This is a genomic window from Prevotella sp. AM34-19LB, assembly GCF_003468525.1.
In the GTDB taxonomy this organism is placed as follows: domain Bacteria; phylum Bacteroidota; class Bacteroidia; order Bacteroidales; family Bacteroidaceae; genus Prevotella.
This window is the reverse complement of sequence record NZ_QSIG01000018.1, coordinates 1-17991: the sequence shown is the minus strand read 5'-3', so window position 1 is coordinate 17991 and position 17991 is coordinate 1. Positions and strand designations below refer to the sequence as shown.

General features: G+C 49.0%; 11 protein-coding genes and 3 pseudogenes. 2 read left to right on the top strand and 12 right to left on the bottom strand.

What is annotated here, in order from left to right; translation table 11 throughout:
- Window positions 1-44: 44 nt before the first annotated feature.
- From ftsZ to rsmH, 12 genes and pseudogenes are all read right to left on the bottom strand, one after another.
- A pseudogene (ftsZ, locus tag DW830_RS07260) lies at window positions 45-1381 on the bottom strand (cell division protein FtsZ).
- Window positions 1382-1408: 27 nt separating this feature from the next.
- Window positions 1409-2863, bottom strand: a complete 1455-nt coding sequence (gene ftsA / locus DW830_RS07255; RefSeq protein ID WP_119249414.1) for a cell division protein FtsA — start codon at window positions 2861-2863, stop codon at window positions 1409-1411.
- A 39-nt stretch (window positions 2864-2902) separates the two neighbouring features.
- Window positions 2903-3697 (bottom strand): cell division protein FtsQ, encoded by a 795-nt coding sequence (locus DW830_RS07250; RefSeq protein WP_119249413.1) that lies wholly within the window; start codon window positions 3695-3697, stop codon window positions 2903-2905.
- Window positions 3698-3741: 44 nt separating this feature from the next.
- Window positions 3742-5118: a UDP-N-acetylmuramate--L-alanine ligase gene (gene murC, locus DW830_RS07245; RefSeq protein WP_119249412.1), complete on the bottom strand. Its 1377-nt coding sequence runs from the start codon at window positions 5116-5118 to the stop codon at window positions 3742-3744.
- Window positions 5118-6223 (bottom strand): annotated as a pseudogene (gene murG, locus DW830_RS07240) (undecaprenyldiphospho-muramoylpentapeptide beta-N-acetylglucosaminyltransferase). The gene murC and the pseudogene murG overlap by 1 nt, the downstream one beginning before the upstream one ends.
- 103 nt (window positions 6224-6326) lie before the next feature.
- Complete coding sequence (locus DW830_RS07235; protein ID WP_119249411.1) at window positions 6327-7604, bottom strand: FtsW/RodA/SpoVE family cell cycle protein; 1278 nt, start codon at window positions 7602-7604, stop codon at window positions 6327-6329.
- A gap of 57 nt (window positions 7605-7661) precedes the next feature.
- Complete coding sequence (murD, locus tag DW830_RS07230) at window positions 7662-8999, bottom strand: UDP-N-acetylmuramoyl-L-alanine--D-glutamate ligase (protein ID WP_119249410.1); 1338 nt, start codon at window positions 8997-8999, stop codon at window positions 7662-7664.
- Between the two features lie 41 nt (window positions 9000-9040).
- Window positions 9041-10308: pseudogene (gene mraY, locus DW830_RS07225) on the bottom strand (phospho-N-acetylmuramoyl-pentapeptide-transferase).
- 33 nt (window positions 10309-10341) lie between these two features.
- Window positions 10342-11802, bottom strand: coding sequence for a UDP-N-acetylmuramoyl-L-alanyl-D-glutamate--2,6-diaminopimelate ligase (locus DW830_RS07220; RefSeq protein ID WP_119249409.1), 1461 nt, complete (start codon window positions 11800-11802; stop codon window positions 10342-10344).
- 37 nt (window positions 11803-11839) lie between these two features.
- On the bottom strand, window positions 11840-13996 hold the full coding sequence (locus tag DW830_RS07215) for a penicillin-binding protein (RefSeq protein ID WP_119249408.1): 2157 nt from the start codon (window positions 13994-13996) through the stop codon (window positions 11840-11842).
- Complete coding sequence (locus DW830_RS07210) at window positions 13993-14520, bottom strand: FtsL-like putative cell division protein (RefSeq protein ID WP_233544420.1); 528 nt, start codon at window positions 14518-14520, stop codon at window positions 13993-13995. The genes DW830_RS07215 and DW830_RS07210 overlap by 4 nt, the downstream gene beginning before the upstream one ends.
- A 47-nt stretch (window positions 14521-14567) precedes the next feature.
- Window positions 14568-15482, bottom strand: coding sequence for a 16S rRNA (cytosine(1402)-N(4))-methyltransferase RsmH (rsmH, locus tag DW830_RS07205; protein WP_089544079.1), 915 nt, complete (start codon window positions 15480-15482; stop codon window positions 14568-14570).
- 373 nt (window positions 15483-15855) lie between these two features.
- Here rsmH and DW830_RS07200 point away from each other — a divergent pair, with 373 nt between their 5' ends.
- Window positions 15856-16683, top strand: coding sequence for a glycerol acyltransferase (locus tag DW830_RS07200; protein WP_119249407.1), 828 nt, complete (start codon window positions 15856-15858; stop codon window positions 16681-16683).
- Window positions 16684-16764: 81 nt separating this feature from the next.
- Window positions 16765-17757: a GNAT family N-acetyltransferase gene (locus DW830_RS07195; protein ID WP_089544077.1), complete on the top strand. Its 993-nt coding sequence runs from the start codon at window positions 16765-16767 to the stop codon at window positions 17755-17757.
- Window positions 17758-17991: the final 234 nt, after the last annotated feature.

The window sequence follows — 17991 nt, the reverse complement described above, 5'->3', positions numbered from 1 at the left end:
CCAGATGAATGGTCTCCTTTTGAACTACAGCTTTGCCTGCTAGTTTAGGCGAAGCTGATGACTCCCTGTACTGTGTCGTTATCGTCTTTCTTCTTAGACTCTTCTGTTTCTGAATTGCCAGAAGCCAGATTGCGGATGTCTTCGAGAGTCTGACGGGTACGCTTGAAGGTTGGTGTATTCTCTACCTGAAGGATTACATCCTCATTGTCGAGATCCTCTGGACGGAACAGGAAGATGTGTGGATGACGCTTATACTGGGTAGAGTTGCCGTCTGAGCCATAGTAGCGCTCGCGTCTGTTCTGACGCTCAGCTCTTGTCTCTTCCTCTTCTGCGATACGGCGAGCTTCCTCTTCAGTATGCTTCTTCATATGGCGGTTCATTCCCTCTACGTCTTCGAGACCGAAACCTGTTGCCAATACGGTAACCTTGACACGGCTGCCCAACTCTGGGTCGATGGCGAGTCCCCACTTCAACTCGAAGTCGTCTCCGAACTTCTCCATGAAGTCGTTTACATCGTTCATCTCATCCATGGTCAAACCAGGATTGTCCTTCTTCTCGCTGGCGAAAGCAATGCTCAGCAAGATCTTCTTGGAGTTGAATACATCGTTGTCGTTGAGCAATGGTGAGTTCAATGCATCCTCAATCGCCTTCTTGACACGACCTTCACCCTCACCGTAGCCTGTACTCATGATGGCAACGCACCATCCTTTAATACGGTCTTCACGTCGTTGAAGTCGAGGTTGATGAGTCCGTGAACGGTGATGATCTCAGCGATACTCTTTGCTGCAACGCTCAAGGTGTCGTCTGCCTTTCCGAAGGCATCGAGTACTGCGAGGTCTGGATAAATCTGGCGGAGACGCTCGTTATTGATAACCAGCAGGGCATCTACGTGCTTAGACATTTCTTCTACACCATCCAGTGCCTGGTCAATCTTCTTAGGACCTTCGAAGCGGAAAGGAATGGTTACGATACCAACGGTAAGGATTCCGAGTTCCTTGCTCACTCTTGCGATGACAGGCGCAGCACCGGTTCCTGTACCACCACCCATTCCGGCAGTGATGAAAGCCATCTTGGTGCCGTCGTTCAGCATATGCTTGATCTCTTCCAGGGTTTCCTCGGCAGCCTGGCGAGCCTTGGCAGGCTTGTTGCCGGCTCCCAGACCTTCCTTACCCAACTGCAGATGTACTGGTACAGGAGAATCGTTGAGTGCCTGATTATCAGTGTTACACAATACGAAGCTTACGTCGTGGATGCCTTCACGGTACATGTGGTTGACAGCGTTACCACCGCCACCACCTACACCAATCACCTTGATGATGCTGTTTTCCTTTTCTGGCTCTCCAAAGTCCAGAATATGTGGAGTATTTGTGTTATCTAGCATAATAGTCTATTCTAAAATATGATTATATTATTCTTCCTCAGAGATGGTATCCTTCACAAATTTCTTGAATCCTCTCATAAACTTGTGAACGAGGCTGTTCTCTTTTCTGCGTTTTGCTTCTTCCTCGGCTTCCTTTTCTGCCAGGAGTCTTGCCTCTTCCTCTTCCTGTTCTCTCTTGCGGCGAGCCTCTTCTTCTGCCTTCTGCTTTTCTGCTGCAGTCAATACCACGCCGGTGCCTACAGTCTCGTTCGGGTTGCGAGGAGTCTTGTGGGTCTCTGTACCTGTTCCTGTTGTAGGACGGTTGTCGAGGTTGTCGAAGAGATCGTTGTTGAATTCGCTGCCTGCGCAGTTCATGTCTCCCTTAGCCAGGAGTCCCAATACGGTATTCATCATACCTGTATGATTGGTGATCTTAGGATCCTTTGAGTTGACAGTCTGGGTAACAAACTTCGCAATGCGTACCTTGTCGATATGGGTATGGGTCTTGAATACCTTTTCGATTTCTGGCATATTGCTTCCACCACCGGTGAGGATGATACCTCCCATCAGCTTGTCAGAGAATTCTACAGGTACTTGGAACCAGGCATTTTCTACGATTTCCTCTATGCGAGCCTCTACAATCTCGATAAACTTCTTGCTCTCTATGGTTCTGTCCTTGTCAACTGAGTAGTTGAGTGTTGGGTCGATATTGCTGATATCGGTGTAAGCCTTTGCATATTTCAGCTTCATTTTTTCAGCATCAGCTTCCTCGAGCTGGAGGCAAGTCAAGTCCTTGGTGATGTTGTTTCCACCCAATGGGATGACAGAGAGATGGCGCAGGATACCCTTGTAGTAAACGGATACGGTAGTGGTATCAGCACCCAAGTCAACGAGCATACATCCGGCTCTCTTCTCAGAGTCGGTCAGTACACTGTCTGCCATAGCCAATGGTGCGAGATACATCTCTGCAATCGAGATATTTGCATTCTCGAAGCAGGTATTGATATTGTTATAGAAGTTCTTGCGCCAAAGGATATTCAGGAAGATACCCTCCAGATGGCTGCACTGTATGCCTACAGGGTCAATCTGGTACTGGTTGTCTATCTTGTATTCCTGTGTTGCAGCGTCAAGAATTTCTTGATCTGGATAAGTCATGTTGCGGTTGATGTCCATCAGCTCATTAATCATATCCTGCGAGATGATAGATGCGCCTGGCAGATCTTTCACGATGACGTTCTTGAGGCTTCTGATAGATCTGCCTCCTACACCCACATAAACCTGGGTAATATCTTGTTTGAGGAAGTTCTTCAACTTCTTGATGATGCTAGTGAGGCACTGGCATGTTTTGTCGATGTTATAGATAACACCCTTTCTGATACAAGAAGACGAGTTTTCCTCGACGGTAGCCAGCACGGTGATGCTGCCGTCTAAATTCTTCTGACCAGCTATACCTGTCATCTTAGATGAGCCAAGCTCGATAGCTACAATAAATTCCTTTGGCATAGTCTTTATATATTATCTTTTTCTGTTTCAATTATAAAATTAGCTGTTATGATGCTTTGTGCAAATAATCTGGTTGTCAAACTCGATGTTGATGTATGAGTATTTGTTCCAGCCAGCTTGAGAGAGACCATATTTGTAGAACTTTTCCAGACGGTCCATCTTCCTGTTGATGAAGTCTTCTACATCTTGCTCTCTTTTGCTGATAATATTGCTTTCCGGCAGGTTACCTATATATATAATGTGGTTTCCTACTCGTGGCACCAGTTCAATGCCCCTGTCGGGCAGTACGTTGATCTGCTCTATCTGATTTCTCCAAAGATTGTTCTTCATCAGGGTCTTGCTTACCAGCGATATGTATTTCTGGGCAAACCATTTGTTGATGTTGCCTGTGGCGATGATGATATCGCTCGTATAGTTGGTATTGGGCATTACCTGATAATGATCATCTATATAGTAGTCCTCGTTGTTGATGCTCTTGATTCTCACAATTGGCATACGCTGGGTGAGGTAGATATCCACCAGTCCGTCTTGCGTCTTGTAGCATTCTGCGGTCTTCACGAAGGGACTGGTCTTTAAGGTTTCCTCTATCTTCCTGGCGTTCACGCCGTTCAGCGGTTTCTCCAGGGGATAGAGCTTTTTTATCTCCAGTCTCTTCTTGATTTCCTTTGCATTCAGAAAGCCGTTGGTCATCTCATCCTCAATGTTGATATTCACCTTGGTGCATAGCATTCCCTTTTCATCAGGTTTGTTAAACTTGGTGAAAGCGAATCCCAGATAGGTTGCCAGTGCAACATCCAGGGTGATGAGTAGGGTTTTCTGCCAATTGATATGCATTGATTACTTTCTTCTTGTTTGCATAAGCCCCTATCTCCGGGGGCTTATTTTGATTCTAGAATCTTTGTGATCTCTGGAACGTAGTTGTCCAGATCGCCAGCTCCCAAAATGACGAGTACGTCGAAGTCACGGTTCTTCACCAGGTCGAGTACGTCTTCCTTGTGAATCATGCTCTTCTCTACGCCTGGTTTCAGGTTGTCGTAGATGAGCTTGGAGGTAACTCCTGGGATAGGCTGCTCGCGAGCAGGATAGATATCGCAGAGGATGACTTCATCGAGGAGGCTCAGGCTGTTGGCAAAGTCCTTGTAGAAGTCACGGGTGCGGGTGTAGAGGTGAGGCTGGAAGATGGCTGTAATCTTGCGATCTTTGTAAAGCTCACGAATACTCTTTGCACTCTGGTAAATCTCTTTTGGGTGATGAGCGTAGTCGGAAAGGAATACGAGCTTGTCGTTCTTGATCTTGAAGTCGAAGCGGCGATCCACGCCTCCGTATGTCTTCATTCCGTTGCGAAGCTCATCGGCGGTACAACCATTCAGCTGCGCCATTGCCATTGCTGCCACACCATTTGTGATGTTGATTGGCACTGGCTGTCCGAGTTCTACGCCTGTAACGTTTTCGATAGGAGAGATGAAGTCGAATGTGATTCCGCCATTCTCTATCTTGATGTTCTCAGCGTGGAAGTCGCCTTCCTCCTGGCTGTATTCGTATATCTTGACACCGTCCTGAACGTGCTGCTTCATCTCCAGGTCTTTGTGGATGATGAGCGCACCGCCCGGCTGGATCAATTCTGTATAGTGACGGAAGCTTTCGAGATAAGCCTCCTTGGTACCGTAGATGTCGAGGTGATCAGGATCTGTAGATGTAATGACGCTCATCCATGGGCGCAACCAGTGGAAACTGCGGTCAAACTCATCTGCTTCGATGACTACGAAGTCGCTCTTGTCTGAGAGAATGTAGTTGGTGCCATAGTTCTTGGAGATTCCTCCGAGGAAGGCATTGCAGTCGAGATGGCTCTGGTGCATAATGTGGGCACACATGGTAGAAGTAGAAGTCTTGCCGTGTGTACCTGCCACGCACAGTCCCTTGTGGGTGCGGGTCAGGGTACCCAGAACCTGTGCACGCTTCTCGATGGTGAATCCATTCTCGCGGAAGTAAACCAGCTCCTTGTGCTCAGCAGGGATGGCTGGTGTATAGACAACCAGCGTGTTCTTGGCATCCTTGCAAGCCTCAGGGATGAGATCTACATTCTCTTCGTAGTGGATGAGCATTCCTTCTTTCTCCAACTCGTGAGTGAGATTGGAAGGAGTCTTGTCGTATCCGGCTACAACCAACTTCTTGCTGAGGAAGTATCTGGCGATGGCGCTCATACCGATGCCGCCTGCACCTACAAAATAAACTGCTTTAATATCCTTAATTTCCATTATCTTGTTGCTAATTTGATTACTTCGTCGGCGATGACGTCGGCTGAGTTTTTTAATCCTAATTTCTTGATGTTCTCACAGAGTGAGTTGAGCTTATCCTCGTTCTTGACAGTGTTGATGGCTTTCTGGAGCAATTCGTTTGGCGCATCAGCATCTTTCACGTAGATGGCTGCATCCTTGTTTACCAGTGCCATGGCATTCTTGGTCTGATGGTCTTCTGCCACGTTAGGGCTTGGGACGAGGATGACAGGCTTTCCGATGAGGCAGAACTCACTGATACTGCTGGCTCCGGCACGGCTGATCACGAGGTCGGCAGCCTTGTAGGCTGCGCCCATGTCGCTGATGAAGTCGGTAACCTTGAGCTTTGGCAGTTCCTTGCCCTTGAGTTGCTCCATGATGGCTGCGTTGTAGTACTTACCTGTCTGCCAGATAAACTGCACGCCGCTTTCCTTCACGAGGTCGAGGTGCTGAAGCACGCTCTCGTTGATGGTTCTTGCACCGAGCTTCCGCCCACGAGCAGGATGGTTTTCTTGTCAGGGTCGAGACCGAACTGCTTTCGTGCCTCTTCCTTGGTGAGGGTAGTCTCCAATACGTTCTGTCGTACTGGGTTTCCCGTCATGATGATTTTGTCGGCTGGGAAGAAACGTTCCATTCCTTCGTAAGCCACGCATATCTTTTCAGCCTTCTTTGCCAGGAGCTTGTTGGTCACACCTGCGTATGAGTTCTGTTCCTGGATGAGGCATGGAATACCTTTGCTAGCGCAAACGTTGAGTGTAGGACCGCTGGCGTATCCGCCCACACCTACAGCAGCCATTGGCTTGAAATTCTTGATGATGCTCTTGGCCATGTGCTGGCTCTTCCAGATCTTGAAGAGAACAGCGATGTTCTTGAGCAGATGCTTTCTGTCGAAACCGCAGATAGGCAATCCTTTGATTTCATAACCCGCTGCAGGAACACGCTGCATTTCCATTCTGCCGAGTGCTCCAACAAACAATATTTTGGCATCAGGGCGCTTTGCCTTGATGGCGTTTGCGATGGATACGGCAGGGAATATATGACCGCCTGTACCGCCTCCACTTATGATAATTCTCAGTTCATTATTCATAATCCATTCTTGTTTACGACCCGAGGGTCAACAATTTTCACGCAAAGGTAAGCAAAAAAATCCATTTAATGGCATTTTTTACCTTATTTATGATACTCTTTTGTTATGCAGCAGCAAATTTGTCAAAATTTGCTTCGTTTTGAGGCAAATCTTTCTTTTTTGCGGTTCTACTGATGCTTAAGATGATGCCCAGGTAGAGACAGTTGATGATGGTTGAGGTTCCACCTCGGCTGATGAGCGGAAGTGGCTGACCAGTAACCGGTGCCAAGCCTACAGCTACAGCCATGTTGAACAGTGCCTGGATAACCAGCATGATGGCAAGTCCCATGCACAGGAATGCTGGGAATGTGTTCTCACACCGGTTGGCGATTCGTCCGGCTCTGAAGAGCAGAATGATGTAGAGGAATGCCACAAAGAAGGCACCCCACAGTCCCATTTCCTCGATGATGATGGCGTAGATGAAGTCGGAGAAAGCCTGGGATAGGAAATCTCGTTCTACGGAGTTTCCCGGTCCCTTTCCCACGATATTCGATGAGGCGATGGCGATGTTGGCATGGGCCACCTGCGCATCCTTATCCAGGTCCACGTCTTCCGGAGCCACTGGCTTGGAATTGATAAACTTGTCGATACGTGCTTTCCAGGTATCTGCTCGGTGGAACATCTTCTCTGCCATACCTGGTGCTTCTTCCTTCTCGTTGATGTTCTCTGTGAGCGTATTTTCCGGCTTGTTTCCTCCGTTTTCCTTGTCTTCACCCACGATCATGACGCCGGCGAAGACAACGCAGATAAATATCAAGACGCTGCCCACGAGTTTGCCTATCTGGCTCATAGGTACTCTTCCGATGATCATCATGCATAAGATGGTGATGCACAGAAGCATGGCAGTGGATAAGTTCTCAAGTCCGATGAGAAAGATAAACGGGCAGCAGGCCGTCAAGACATACTTGAAGGCTCTCCGTTCTGCACCATTCAGCGTCTGCATCGCACTGAGAATCTGTGCCACTACCAGCACCACCGCTCCCTTGGCTATTTCCGAAGGCTGAAACTGGATGCCCACCAGGTTAACCCAGCGGGATGCGCCATTGGTGGATTGTCCCGCTATCAAAACCCAGATAAGTAAGCCCAGAGATGGAAATATCACAAAAGGAGTGACGATCTTGAAGTACTTGCACTTAACCTTGAGCATACATATCATGGTGCCTAAGCCTAGAAAAAGGAGGCCTATATGGCGTATTACCGGCGCCATATAGTTACCACTCTTGTACGACAAGGAGCTAGAGGCGGAATACACCTCTATGATGCTTATCATACAGAGAAAGAAGAAGACCATCCAGATGACCTTGTCTCCCTTGAATATGTTGCCTATGGTCTTATTGTTCATTTCTTAACTGTCCTATCTCTAAAATTATTATCACTTAAGTTCTTGCCAAATGAAAAGTTATTCACCGATGGCTCTTGCCAGTGCCTTGAACTGCTCGCCGCGATCCTCCATGTTCTTGAAGAGGTCGAAGCTGGCGCAGCATGGGCTCAGCAATACGGTGTCGCCTGGCTTGGCCAGCTCCTGGCAGGCAGCCACGCAGTCTTTCATGCTGTGAGTGTCGCGAACAGGAATGTCCAGGGCGTCGAAGTTGTCGTGCAGCTTCTGGTTGTCGGCTCCGAGATATACGATACCTGCACACTTCTCCTTTACCAGGTCCTTGATCTGGTTGTAATCGTTGCCCTTGTCCTTACCACCGATGATGAGGATGGTAGGGGTTGTCATGCTCTCCAGAGCGTACCAGCAAGCATCCACATTGGTAGCCTTTGAGTCGTTTACGTAGTAAACTCCCTTGAATTTACCCACCTTCTCCAGTCGGTGCTCTACGCCAGGGAAGTCGCTGAGGCCCTTGTGCAGGGTCTCGTGGTCGATGCCGACGATGTTGCAGGCGAGTCCTGCTGCCAGGCTATTGTAGATGTTGTGCTTGCCGCGCAGGCTCATGTCTGCCTGTGGCATCTCGAAGGTTGATGGGAAGTTGAGCTTGTACTTGCCGTCCTCGATGTAGCCCACGCATCCTTCCTCGTTGAATTCTGAGAATGGGCAGAGGTGTGACTTGAGGTCATACTTCTCCAGTTCCTTCTTCACGATAGGATCATCGTTCCAGAAGATGAAGCTGTCTTCCTCAGTCTGGTTCTGTGTGATGCGCATCTTAGCATTGGTATAGTTCTGCATCTTAAACTCATAGCGGTCCAGATGGTCGGGGGTGATGTTGAGCAGGATTGCCACGTTGGCACGGAATTCGTACATGTTGTCAAGCTGGAAACTGCTCAGCTCGATGACGTAGTACTTGTGAGGAGTTTCTGCCACCTGCAGCGCCAGACTCTTGCCGATATTGCCGGCCAGTCCTACATCGTATCCAGCCGACTTGATGATGTGATAGATCAGCGAAGTAGTTGTGGTCTTGCCATTGCTACCTGTGATGCAGATCATCTTGGCATCTGTATATCTGCCGGCAAATTCTATTTCGCTGATGATAGGAGTACCCTTTGCCATCAGTTTCTGAACCATAGGGGCTTCCTTAGGAATGCCCGGGCTCTTGATGACTTCATCAGCGTCTAAGATTTTCTCTTCGGTATGATGTCCCTCTTCCCACTCAATGCCGTGGTCGTCCATCAGCTTCTTGTAGTTGTCCTTGATCTTAGACATGTCAGAGACAAATACCTCGAATCCCTCTTTTTTCGCCAGCACGGCAGCACCTGCGCCACTTTCGCCAGCTCCTAAAATTACAATTTTGCTCATTGTTGTATCTTTATCTTGTCAGGCTGATAAGAGCCTTTGTTTTATCTTATCTTCAATGTGATGATGGTGAGTGCTGCCAGGATGATGGTCACGATCCAGAAACGGATGGTAATCTTTGATTCGTGGTAGCAGTTGCGAGGCTTCTTCCACAGATACTTGCAGTCTGGATCCAGCTGGCTGTCCTGTGTACGGAAGTTGTCGTGGATAGGCGTGCGCTTGAAGATGCGCTGCTTGATGCCTCTGCGCTTACCCAGCTTGTAATAATATACCTGCATCATCACGCTGAGGCTCTCTACGAAGAAGATTCCGCAGAGGATAGGCAGCATCAGCTCCTTGTGGATGATGATGGCGCCCACGGCGATGATACCGCCGATGGTGAGCGAACCGGTATCGCCCATGAACACCTGTGCAGGGTAGGCGTTGTACCAGAGAAAGCCGATGAGGGCTCCGATAAAGGCACAGAAGAATACCACCAGCTCCTCGGAGCCAGGAATGTACATGATGTTGAGGTAGGCGGCAAACTCGATGTGCGATGACACATACGCAAGGATGCCTAATGCCACACCTATGATGGCGGAGTTTCCGGCACACATTCCATCCATTCCATCGTTGAGATTGGCACCGTTGGAAACGGCGGTAACCACGAAGATGGTCATGATTACAAAGAGAATCCAGCCTGCAGCTACCTTGTGCTCACCACAGAAACTGGTGATGCTGGAGTAGTCGAGATTATGCCCCTTGATGAAAGGTATGGTGGTTTTCAGCGACTTTCGCGCCTCTGCACGATGCTTTACCACTGTCTCCTGTCCCTGGCGTTCGATGGCGAGGTTCTCGTTCATCTTCACGTCTGGAGAAGCCAGAGCACCAGACCTACGATGAGGCCGATACCAACCTGTCCTATGATTTTATATTTGCCCTTCAGTCCCTCTTTGTCGCGCTTGAAAATCTTGATGAAGTCATCCATTCCTCCGAGGAAACCGAGCCATACGGTAGTGATGATCATCAGAATCAGATAGATGTTGCGCAATCTGCCGAGCAGCAATACAGGTACGAGGATGGCCAGGATGATGATGACGCCACCCATGGATGGGACACCGATTTTCTTTACGCCGAATGGGTCGATGCTGGCATCGCGCTGGGTCTCGGTAATCTGCTTGCTCTTGAGGTACTTGATGAACTTCTCGCCAAACCATGCAGAGATGACGAGTGATAAAATCAGTGCGAGCAGGGCACGGAATGAGATGTAACCCCACATGTGGGAACCTGAGATACCCCACTGCTCCAGAAATCTAAAAAGATAGTATAACATTTTTCTTCTTCTTTTTTCTATTAGATGATAATACTACTTGTTGATACCGAAGATTTCGCGAAGCACTTCCTTGTCGTCGAAGTGATGCTTCACGCCCTTGATCTCCTGGTAGTCTTCATGTCCCTTTCCGGCAACGAGGATTACATCGCCCTTCTTGGCCAGCATGCAGGCTGTGCGGATTGCTTCCTTGCGGTCAACGATGCTGATCACCTTCTTCATCTGCTGGGCGTTGAGACCAGCCAGCATGTCGTTGATGATGTCCTGTGGCTCTTCGAAGCGAGGATTGTCGCTGGTGATGATAACCTTATCGCTCTGCTTGACTGCCTCTTGTGCCATCAACGGGCGCTTGCCCTTGTCTCGGTTTCCACCGGCACCGCAGACGGTAATCACTTCGCCGCCCTTGCCGTCGAGAACCTCGTGGATGGCATTCAGTACGTTCTCCAATGCATCTGGTGTATGTGCATAGTCAACGATGGCTGTATAGCCTTCTGGCGACTGGACTGGCTCCAGTCGCCCGTTTACGCTGTGAAGGGTACTCATCACTACGAGTACATCCTCAGGCTTCTTGCCGAGCATGACGGCTGCACCATATACGGCAAGCAGATTGCTTACATTGAATTTTCCGATAAACTGTACGCCTACCTCTCTGCCATCTATCTCCAGATACATGCCGCCGAAGTGACACTCCAGGATTCTAGCCTTGAAGTCTGCCATAGAGCGGCTAGAGTAGGTCTTCACGGTAGCCTTGGTGTTCTGTACCATGATCATGCCGTTCTTGTCGTCGGCATTGGTGATGGCAAAGGCTGTCTTAGGCAGACCGTCGAAGAATGCCTTCTTGGCGTTGCGGTAGTTCTCGAATGTCTTGTGATAGTCGAGATGGTCGCGGGTGAGATTGGTGAACAGTCCGCCGGCGAACTCCAAACCGCCGATACGCTTCTGGGCAATGGCGTGAGAAGAGCACTCCATGAAGGCGTATTCGCATCCTGCCTCTACCATCTTGCCCAGCAGCATGTTCAGCTCGATAGGGTCTGGGGTAGTGTGGTCGGCAGGAATCGCCTCGCCCTCAATGTAATTGCAGACGGTGGAGAGCAGACCGCACTTATGTCCGAACTTGCGGAACATATTATATAATAAGGTGGCGATGGTGGTCTTGCCATTGGTGCCAGTCACGCCAACCAACTTCAGCTTCTTGGATGGGTCGCCATAGAAGAGTGTAGCCACTTTACCTACAGCATCTTCGGTAGATGCTACCTGAATGTAAGTTACGCCTTCGATTTTCTCCTCAGGCATATCCTCGCACAAAACCGACTTTGCGCCCAGGGTCAATGCCTTTGGAATAAACTGGTGGCCGTCAACCTGAGTGCCCTTGATAGCAACGAACAAGTGACCTTCCTTAATCTTTCGGGAGTCGATGTTTACGCCCGAAACCTCTACATCAGCATCGCCGATAATCTGAATCGGCTCGATGTTTTTGAGTAATTCTTGTAACTTCATATTTATATTTTTATGTATTTACACCTTATTATATATATTAGTTCAATTCGATGATACAGATGGAACCCTTCTTGACCGGTGTTCCCGGCATGAGACTCTGCTTGATTACCTTGCCTCTGCCATGAATCCTGGTTCTGATTCCTCTGCTTTCCATGCAGAAGATAGCGTCTCTGGCTCCCATGCCTGTAATATCCGGCACGGTGCCTTTGCCGTATTGCTTCTCCTTGATGAGCTTGATGCTTCTGCTTCCTATGCGTTCTGCCTTGCCCCAGATAGGATTACCGTTGACGTAGCTTCCACTCCAGTTGGTGTTGGTCTTGATGCCCAGGTGGGTGAGTACGTAGTCGGCAGCCAGCACGTTTCCGTTCTTCACGTCCGGAACGAAGATGGAGGCTGAATCCTTGGCGTCCTTCACGTCGAGTTTCAGACTCTGTGCCATGATGCCTTCGGCAATATCGTGGAATACCTTACCACTCATGCTTCCGCCGGAAGCTGGCAAACCTGATTTCTGAATGCAGACGATACAGCTGTAGCGCGGATTGTCGGCAGGGAAGTAGCCGGCGAAGCTCACCAGATAGTTGGTAATGCCGCTCTTGTAACCGCCGGCTCCCTTGGAAACCTGAGCCGTACCGGTCTTTCCGGCAACCTTGAAGTTAGGCGAACCGGCTTTTTTGCCCAGTCCCAGGCTAACCACCTGTTCCAGGATGGTCTGCATCTTCTTGATGGATTGCGGCTTGGCTATCTGTGGGCGCATCACCTCTGGCGGGAACTCCATGATGGTTTCTCCGTTCTTCACCACCTTGCTCACGAATCTAGGACGCATCATCTTACCGTTGTTGGCGATGGTGTTGTAGAAGGTGAGGGTAGAGATTGGTGGTATCTGCGTCTCGTATCCGATACTCATCCATGGCAAGCTGGTCTTTGCCCAGTTGTCATACTGTCCGTGGCTGTTTCTGTGTGGCATTCGGATTCGGGCAGGAGTAGCTCCCACCAGCGGAATCTTCAGGTCGTCGTGCAGACCGGTGCGATAGATCCCCTGTACGAATTTCTCCGGACAGTTGCGGTAGTGGTCGTCGATGATTCGGCTCACACCGATGTTTGAACTGTACCACAGTGTCTTTGCGAAGGTCAGCATTCCATATCCGCCCTTTCGCCAGTTATGGTCCTTCATGTCTCGTCCGTACATCTGCCAGACACCACATCCCGTTTCCACGTGATAGGTAGTATCTACCACGCCATCATCGAGCGCTACGAGCAGCGAGGCTGGCTTGAATACCGAGCCAGGCTCCAGAAGGTCGCTCACGGCATGGTTATGAATCTCTCTGTATTCGCCATCGAAGCATTTTTCCATGTTTACGATGGCCTTGATGTCGCCGGTAGGCACATCCATCACGATGGCTACACCCACGTTGGCATTGATTTCCTTCAACTCTTCAATGAGTGAGCGCTCGGCAAGATCCTGCATACTCACATCGATGGTGGTAACGATGTCGGCACCGTCGATAGGAGGGGTGTCGGTGATGTCGAGGAACTTGTTGCGCACCTTGCGGCGATGCACGATACCGTTGGTTCCGCGCAGGATGGAGTCATAGCTCAGCTCCAGTCCGAATCTGGCGGTATCCTTGGCACCAAACATGGCTCCGATGGTTCTTCCTGCCAGCGAACCGTAGGTACGGGTGCGGGCATTGTATTCCTCCCAGTGGAATCCGCTCTTGTAGGGAGTGAGGCGGAAGACTGGCAGTGCCTTCACCTCGGTAAAGGTGTTATAGTCGATACGGCTTCCATATACCGCCCAGTGGCGGCTCTTCTTGCCGCGTCCCTCTATGAGATGACGCTTGAATTCCTCTGCTGTTTTCTCTGGGAATATCTTGTGGAGACCCTGGCAGATGGAATCCTGCTTGGCATCCCAAAGCGAGTCGTTGCCGGCTGCGGTCAGCGCCTTGAAGTCCATGAATACCTTGAATTCAGGCAGTGAACTCGCCATCAGCTGCCCTGCGCAGCTCAGGATGTTGCCTCGGTTAGGCTTCACGGTCACGGAGTCTCTCTTCTGTCGCTCGGCAACCTTCATCCAGTAGTCGTGCTTAGCCGTCATGATGTAGAGTGCTTTTCCTACGATGGCGGTGGCAATCAGGGTCATGATAATGGCGATGGCACTGTAGCGCGGCATTATTTTCTTATGCTCAAACTTGCTCATTCTTCTGGTACGTTTATGATGTAAGGAGGTTGTGTGGCGATGTGCAGGGTGCTGTCCTTGCTGTGCTTCAGCATGTCGAGCACATTGCTTTCACGACTCTTCTCTGTTATCTGACTGCTGGTTGACAGTGCTTTGTATTTCGTGTCTTGCAGCTCTTTTTGCAGTTGATCCAATTCGATGAGGTCCTTCTGGATGCTGTATCGGTTGGATATGTAGATAATGATGAAAAACACGATGAGCATGAACAGCCATATCTGCTTTCTGATGATTTGTGCGGTGAGGATGTCACCACCCAGAATTTTGCGCAGTGTGAAGCTGGCAGATCCCGATTCTTCCTCCTCAATGGCCTGCTTGGCAATCACTTCCTTGAGCGAAGCCTGCGGAGCCGGTTTGGGAGCTTCCGGCTGCGCCTTCTCCTTTTCAGAAGCCGGTGCTTTCTCCTGAGTCTTTGCCGGCTCAGAAACCTGTGCCTTCTCCTCTTCAGCCGGGCTGCTTGTTTCTGGTTTTTCTTTATCTTGTTTCATTTTCTATTGCATTACATGATTGCAGTTACATGATAATCTCATTTACTCTATTTCTTTTCTGCGATTCTCAACTTGGCGCTGCGGCTTCTCGGGTTTCTCTCCTGCTCATCGGCGTCTGGTATGATTACCTTGTTGTTGACGAGCTTGAAAGGAGTCTCGATTCTTCCGAAGAAGTCCTGCTCTACCTTGCCCTCTGGATTGCCCGCCTTCATCATATTCTTCACGATGCGGTCTTCCAGTGAGTGATAGGTAATCACCGAGAGTCTTCCTCCCGGCTTGAGCAGTTCGGTGGCAGAGCGGAGCATCTCTTTCAGGGCATCCATCTCATGATTCACCTCTATGCGCAGTGCCTGGAAGAGCTTGGCCATCTCCTTCTTCTCCCGCTCTCGCTTGAAGAGGGGTTCCACGGCAGCCATGAAGTCCTTGGTGGTCTTGATAGGGCTTGCGGCTCTTGCCTTGACCAGGGCAGAAGCGATACGGCGGGAATTCTTCAGTTCGCCGTAGAGATAGAAGATGTCGGCAAGTGCCTCTTCCTCGTATTCGTTCACGATGTCGGCAGCAGTCTTCCCGGCTCTCTTGTTCATGCGCATGTCGAGAGGAGAATCAAAGCGGAAGGAGAATCCGCGGGTCTCATCGTCGAAATGATGACTCGATACACCGAGGTCGGCGAGTAGTCCGTCCAGTCCCTCTACGCCATAGTATCTCATCCAGTTCTTCAGGTATCTGAAGTTGGAGCATACGAAGGTGAAGTTGGGATTTGCCACCACGTTGCGCTCGGCATCAGCGTCCTGGTCGAAGCTGTAGAGATGTGCTCCCTCGCTCAGGCGGGAGATGATTTCCCTGGAATGCCCTCCACCGCCGAAGGTAACATCTACATAGATGCCGCCTGGCTGGATGTTGAGTCCGTCAACGCTCTCTTTGAGGAGCACGGGTACGTGATATGTTTCTGCTGTCTTAATCATTCTTCTTGATTCTTTTTCTTTTGTAAGTTACTTATTTTTAACTTGTTTCTTTCACGTGCATGTACTTATATACAGCGCGTATGTACCTATTTAATAGGAATTCGGCTCCAAAGGTACATAAAAATCCTCACATAGCTCCATGTTTCCCCACAAATTTTATGAAACGGGCGCAAAAAAATGATTTTTTTCATTTTACGCTCTTTATTCGCTGGTATCTAGTAATTCGCGAAAAACGATGTTTTTTGTCTTAATTTCTCCCGAAAAGGTGGAAAAATGCACTATTTTTTAGCTTTATTGATAATTTTTCGGGAAAAATGACTCATATTTAAAAAAGAAAAACTAACTTTGCACGTACTTATTAGGTTTACTAAAAATGAGTGGTTCAATAGAGAAAACGATAGACATAGAAAAGATACTGAAGAACAAGATGGGGAGCAAAGCTAAATTTGTTCCCGGATTCCTCGTGTCTTGGCTAAAAAAGATTATACACGAAGACGAAGTGAACAAGTTCTTGTGGGAAAGCCGAAACCTCTCCGGTACGGAGTGGCTTACAGAATGCGTGCGCTATCTGAAGATGGATGTAGAAATCGTAGGCTTGGAGAATTTGCCGGATAAGAATGATGGCAAGCTCTATACTTTCGTGTCTAATCATCCGCTGGGTGGACAGGACGGCGTGTGCCTCGGCTCCATCATCGGAACGCATTATAATGGTAAGTTCCGCTATCTGGTAAACGATCTGCTGCTCAATCTCCCGGGCTTGAAGCCGGTGAGCATCGGTATCAATAAGACCGGCAGACAGAGTCGTGACTTCCCTCGCATGGTAGAGGCTGGATTCCAGAGTGACAACCACATGCTGATGTTCCCTGCGGGATTGAACAGCCGCAAGCAGCCTGATGGCAGCATCCGCGATTTGCCTTGGAAGAAGACTTTCATCTCCAAGAGTGTGGAATATCAGCGTGATGTGGTGCCTATCCATTTCGGTGGTCAGAACTCCGAAAGGTTCTATCGCATCGCCAGGTTCAGCGACAAGCATCTGCCTTTCAACCTTGCCATGATGTTCCTCGTGGATGAGATGTACAGGAATGTGGGCAAGCATTTCCGCATCGCCATCGGCAAGCCGATTCCCTGGCAGACTTTCGATCACAGCAAGTCGGCTACAGAGTGGGCACAGTATGTGAAGGACAGGGTTTACGAACTCTAGTGAGAACCCTTTTACAGTGAGCAATCATAGAAAAAGTAAGAGAAATAGAACAAGATAATTATCGATATTATATAGAGAATTATGGAAGAAGAAATCATCCAACCGATTGACCGCGAACTGCTGAAGAGCGAGTTGACTCCCGAGAAGCAGCTTCGTATGACCAACAAGAGTCATAACGAAATCTATATCGTTACGGCTAATGATTCGCCAAATGTATTGAAGGAAATTGGTCGCCTTCGTGAAATCGCTTTCCGCGAAGCAGGTGGTGGAACGGGTAAATCGATGGACCTTGACGAATTCGACTTCGGTGACAACTGCTACAAGCAGCTTATTGTCTGGAATCCAGATGCTAACGAGATTATCGGTGGCTACCGTTATCTCCTGGGCAAGGATTGGGAACTTGATGAAAAGGGGCAGCCTAAGCTTGCTACCAGTCACATGTTCCACTTTTCAGACAAGTTCCTGAAGGAATACATGCCATATACTGTGGAGCTGGGCCGTTCGTTCGTCTCTCTCGAGTATCAGAATGTGCGCAAGAATACCAAGAGTATCTTTGCTCTCGACAATCTATGGGATGGATTGGGCGCCCTCACCGTGCTCTACCCGGATGTAAAGTATTTCTTCGGCAAGATGACGATGTATCCTTCTTACATCCGTCGTGGCCGCGATATGATTCTCTACTTCCTCAAGAAGCATTTTGATGACAAGGAGAACCTGGTGATTCCGATGAAGCCATTGAAGTTGGAAACTCCTGAGAGCGAGATGGCAGCTATCTTCACGGAAGATGATTTCCGTGCCGACTATCGCATTCTGAATCATGAGATTCGCCAGCTCGGTTTCAATATTCCTCCTCTGGTGAATGCCTACATGAACCTCAGTCCTACCATGAAGCTCTTTGGTACAGCCATCAATTATGGCTTCGGCGATGTAGAGGAGACGGGCATTCTCATTGCCGTGGATGAAATCCTGGAGGAGAAGCGTATCCGCCACATCAATAGCTTTATTGAGGAGCATCCTGAGGCGCTGAAGATTACAAGCGGTGCCAACAAGATTTTCTACAAGGAAAAAGAATAGTATTTTCTAATTTACTCTTCACTCTTCACCGGGATGGTATAAGGTACTGTAAATTAGATGATTAGGCGGGTGAAGAGTTGAACTGACTCTTCACCTCTCTTCATCACTCTTCACCCATATTATTTGTAAGCGGCTCCGCGTTTATACCATTGTAGACTTCTCATTTATTCGTACCTTTGCACCATCATTTTAAAATCAAACAAATTATGACAGCAAACGAACGTTTTGAGAAGG

Excerpts from the sequence above, each read along its gene's own strand:
- murD (WP_119249410.1), bottom strand. The coding sequence starts at position 8,999 with ATGAGCAAAATTGTAATTTTAGGAGCTGGCGAAAGTGGCGCAGGTGCT.
- DW830_RS07250 (WP_119249413.1), bottom strand. The coding sequence starts at position 3,697 with ATGCATATCAATTGGCAGAAAACCCTACTCATCACCCTGGATGTTGCA.
- DW830_RS07215 (WP_119249408.1), bottom strand. The coding sequence starts at position 13,996 with ATGAGCAAGTTTGAGCATAAGAAAATAATGCCGCGCTACAGTGCCATC.
- DW830_RS07200 (WP_119249407.1), top strand. The coding sequence starts at position 15,856 with ATGAGTGGTTCAATAGAGAAAACGATAGACATAGAAAAGATACTGAAG.
- DW830_RS07210 (WP_233544420.1), bottom strand. The coding sequence starts at position 14,520 with ATGAAACAAGATAAAGAAAAACCAGAAACAAGCAGCCCGGCTGAAGAG.
- DW830_RS07235 (WP_119249411.1), bottom strand. The coding sequence starts at position 7,604 with ATGAACAATAAGACCATAGGCAACATATTCAAGGGAGACAAGGTCATC.
- DW830_RS07195 (WP_089544077.1), top strand. The coding sequence starts at position 16,765 with ATGGAAGAAGAAATCATCCAACCGATTGACCGCGAACTGCTGAAGAGC.
- murC (WP_119249412.1), bottom strand. The coding sequence starts at position 5,118 with ATGGAAATTAAGGATATTAAAGCAGTTTATTTTGTAGGTGCAGGCGGC.
- ftsA (WP_119249414.1), bottom strand. The coding sequence starts at position 2,863 with ATGCCAAAGGAATTTATTGTAGCTATCGAGCTTGGCTCATCTAAGATG.
- DW830_RS07220 (WP_119249409.1), bottom strand. The coding sequence starts at position 11,802 with ATGAAGTTACAAGAATTACTCAAAAACATCGAGCCGATTCAGATTATC.
- rsmH (WP_089544079.1), bottom strand. The coding sequence starts at position 15,482 with ATGATTAAGACAGCAGAAACATATCACGTACCCGTGCTCCTCAAAGAG.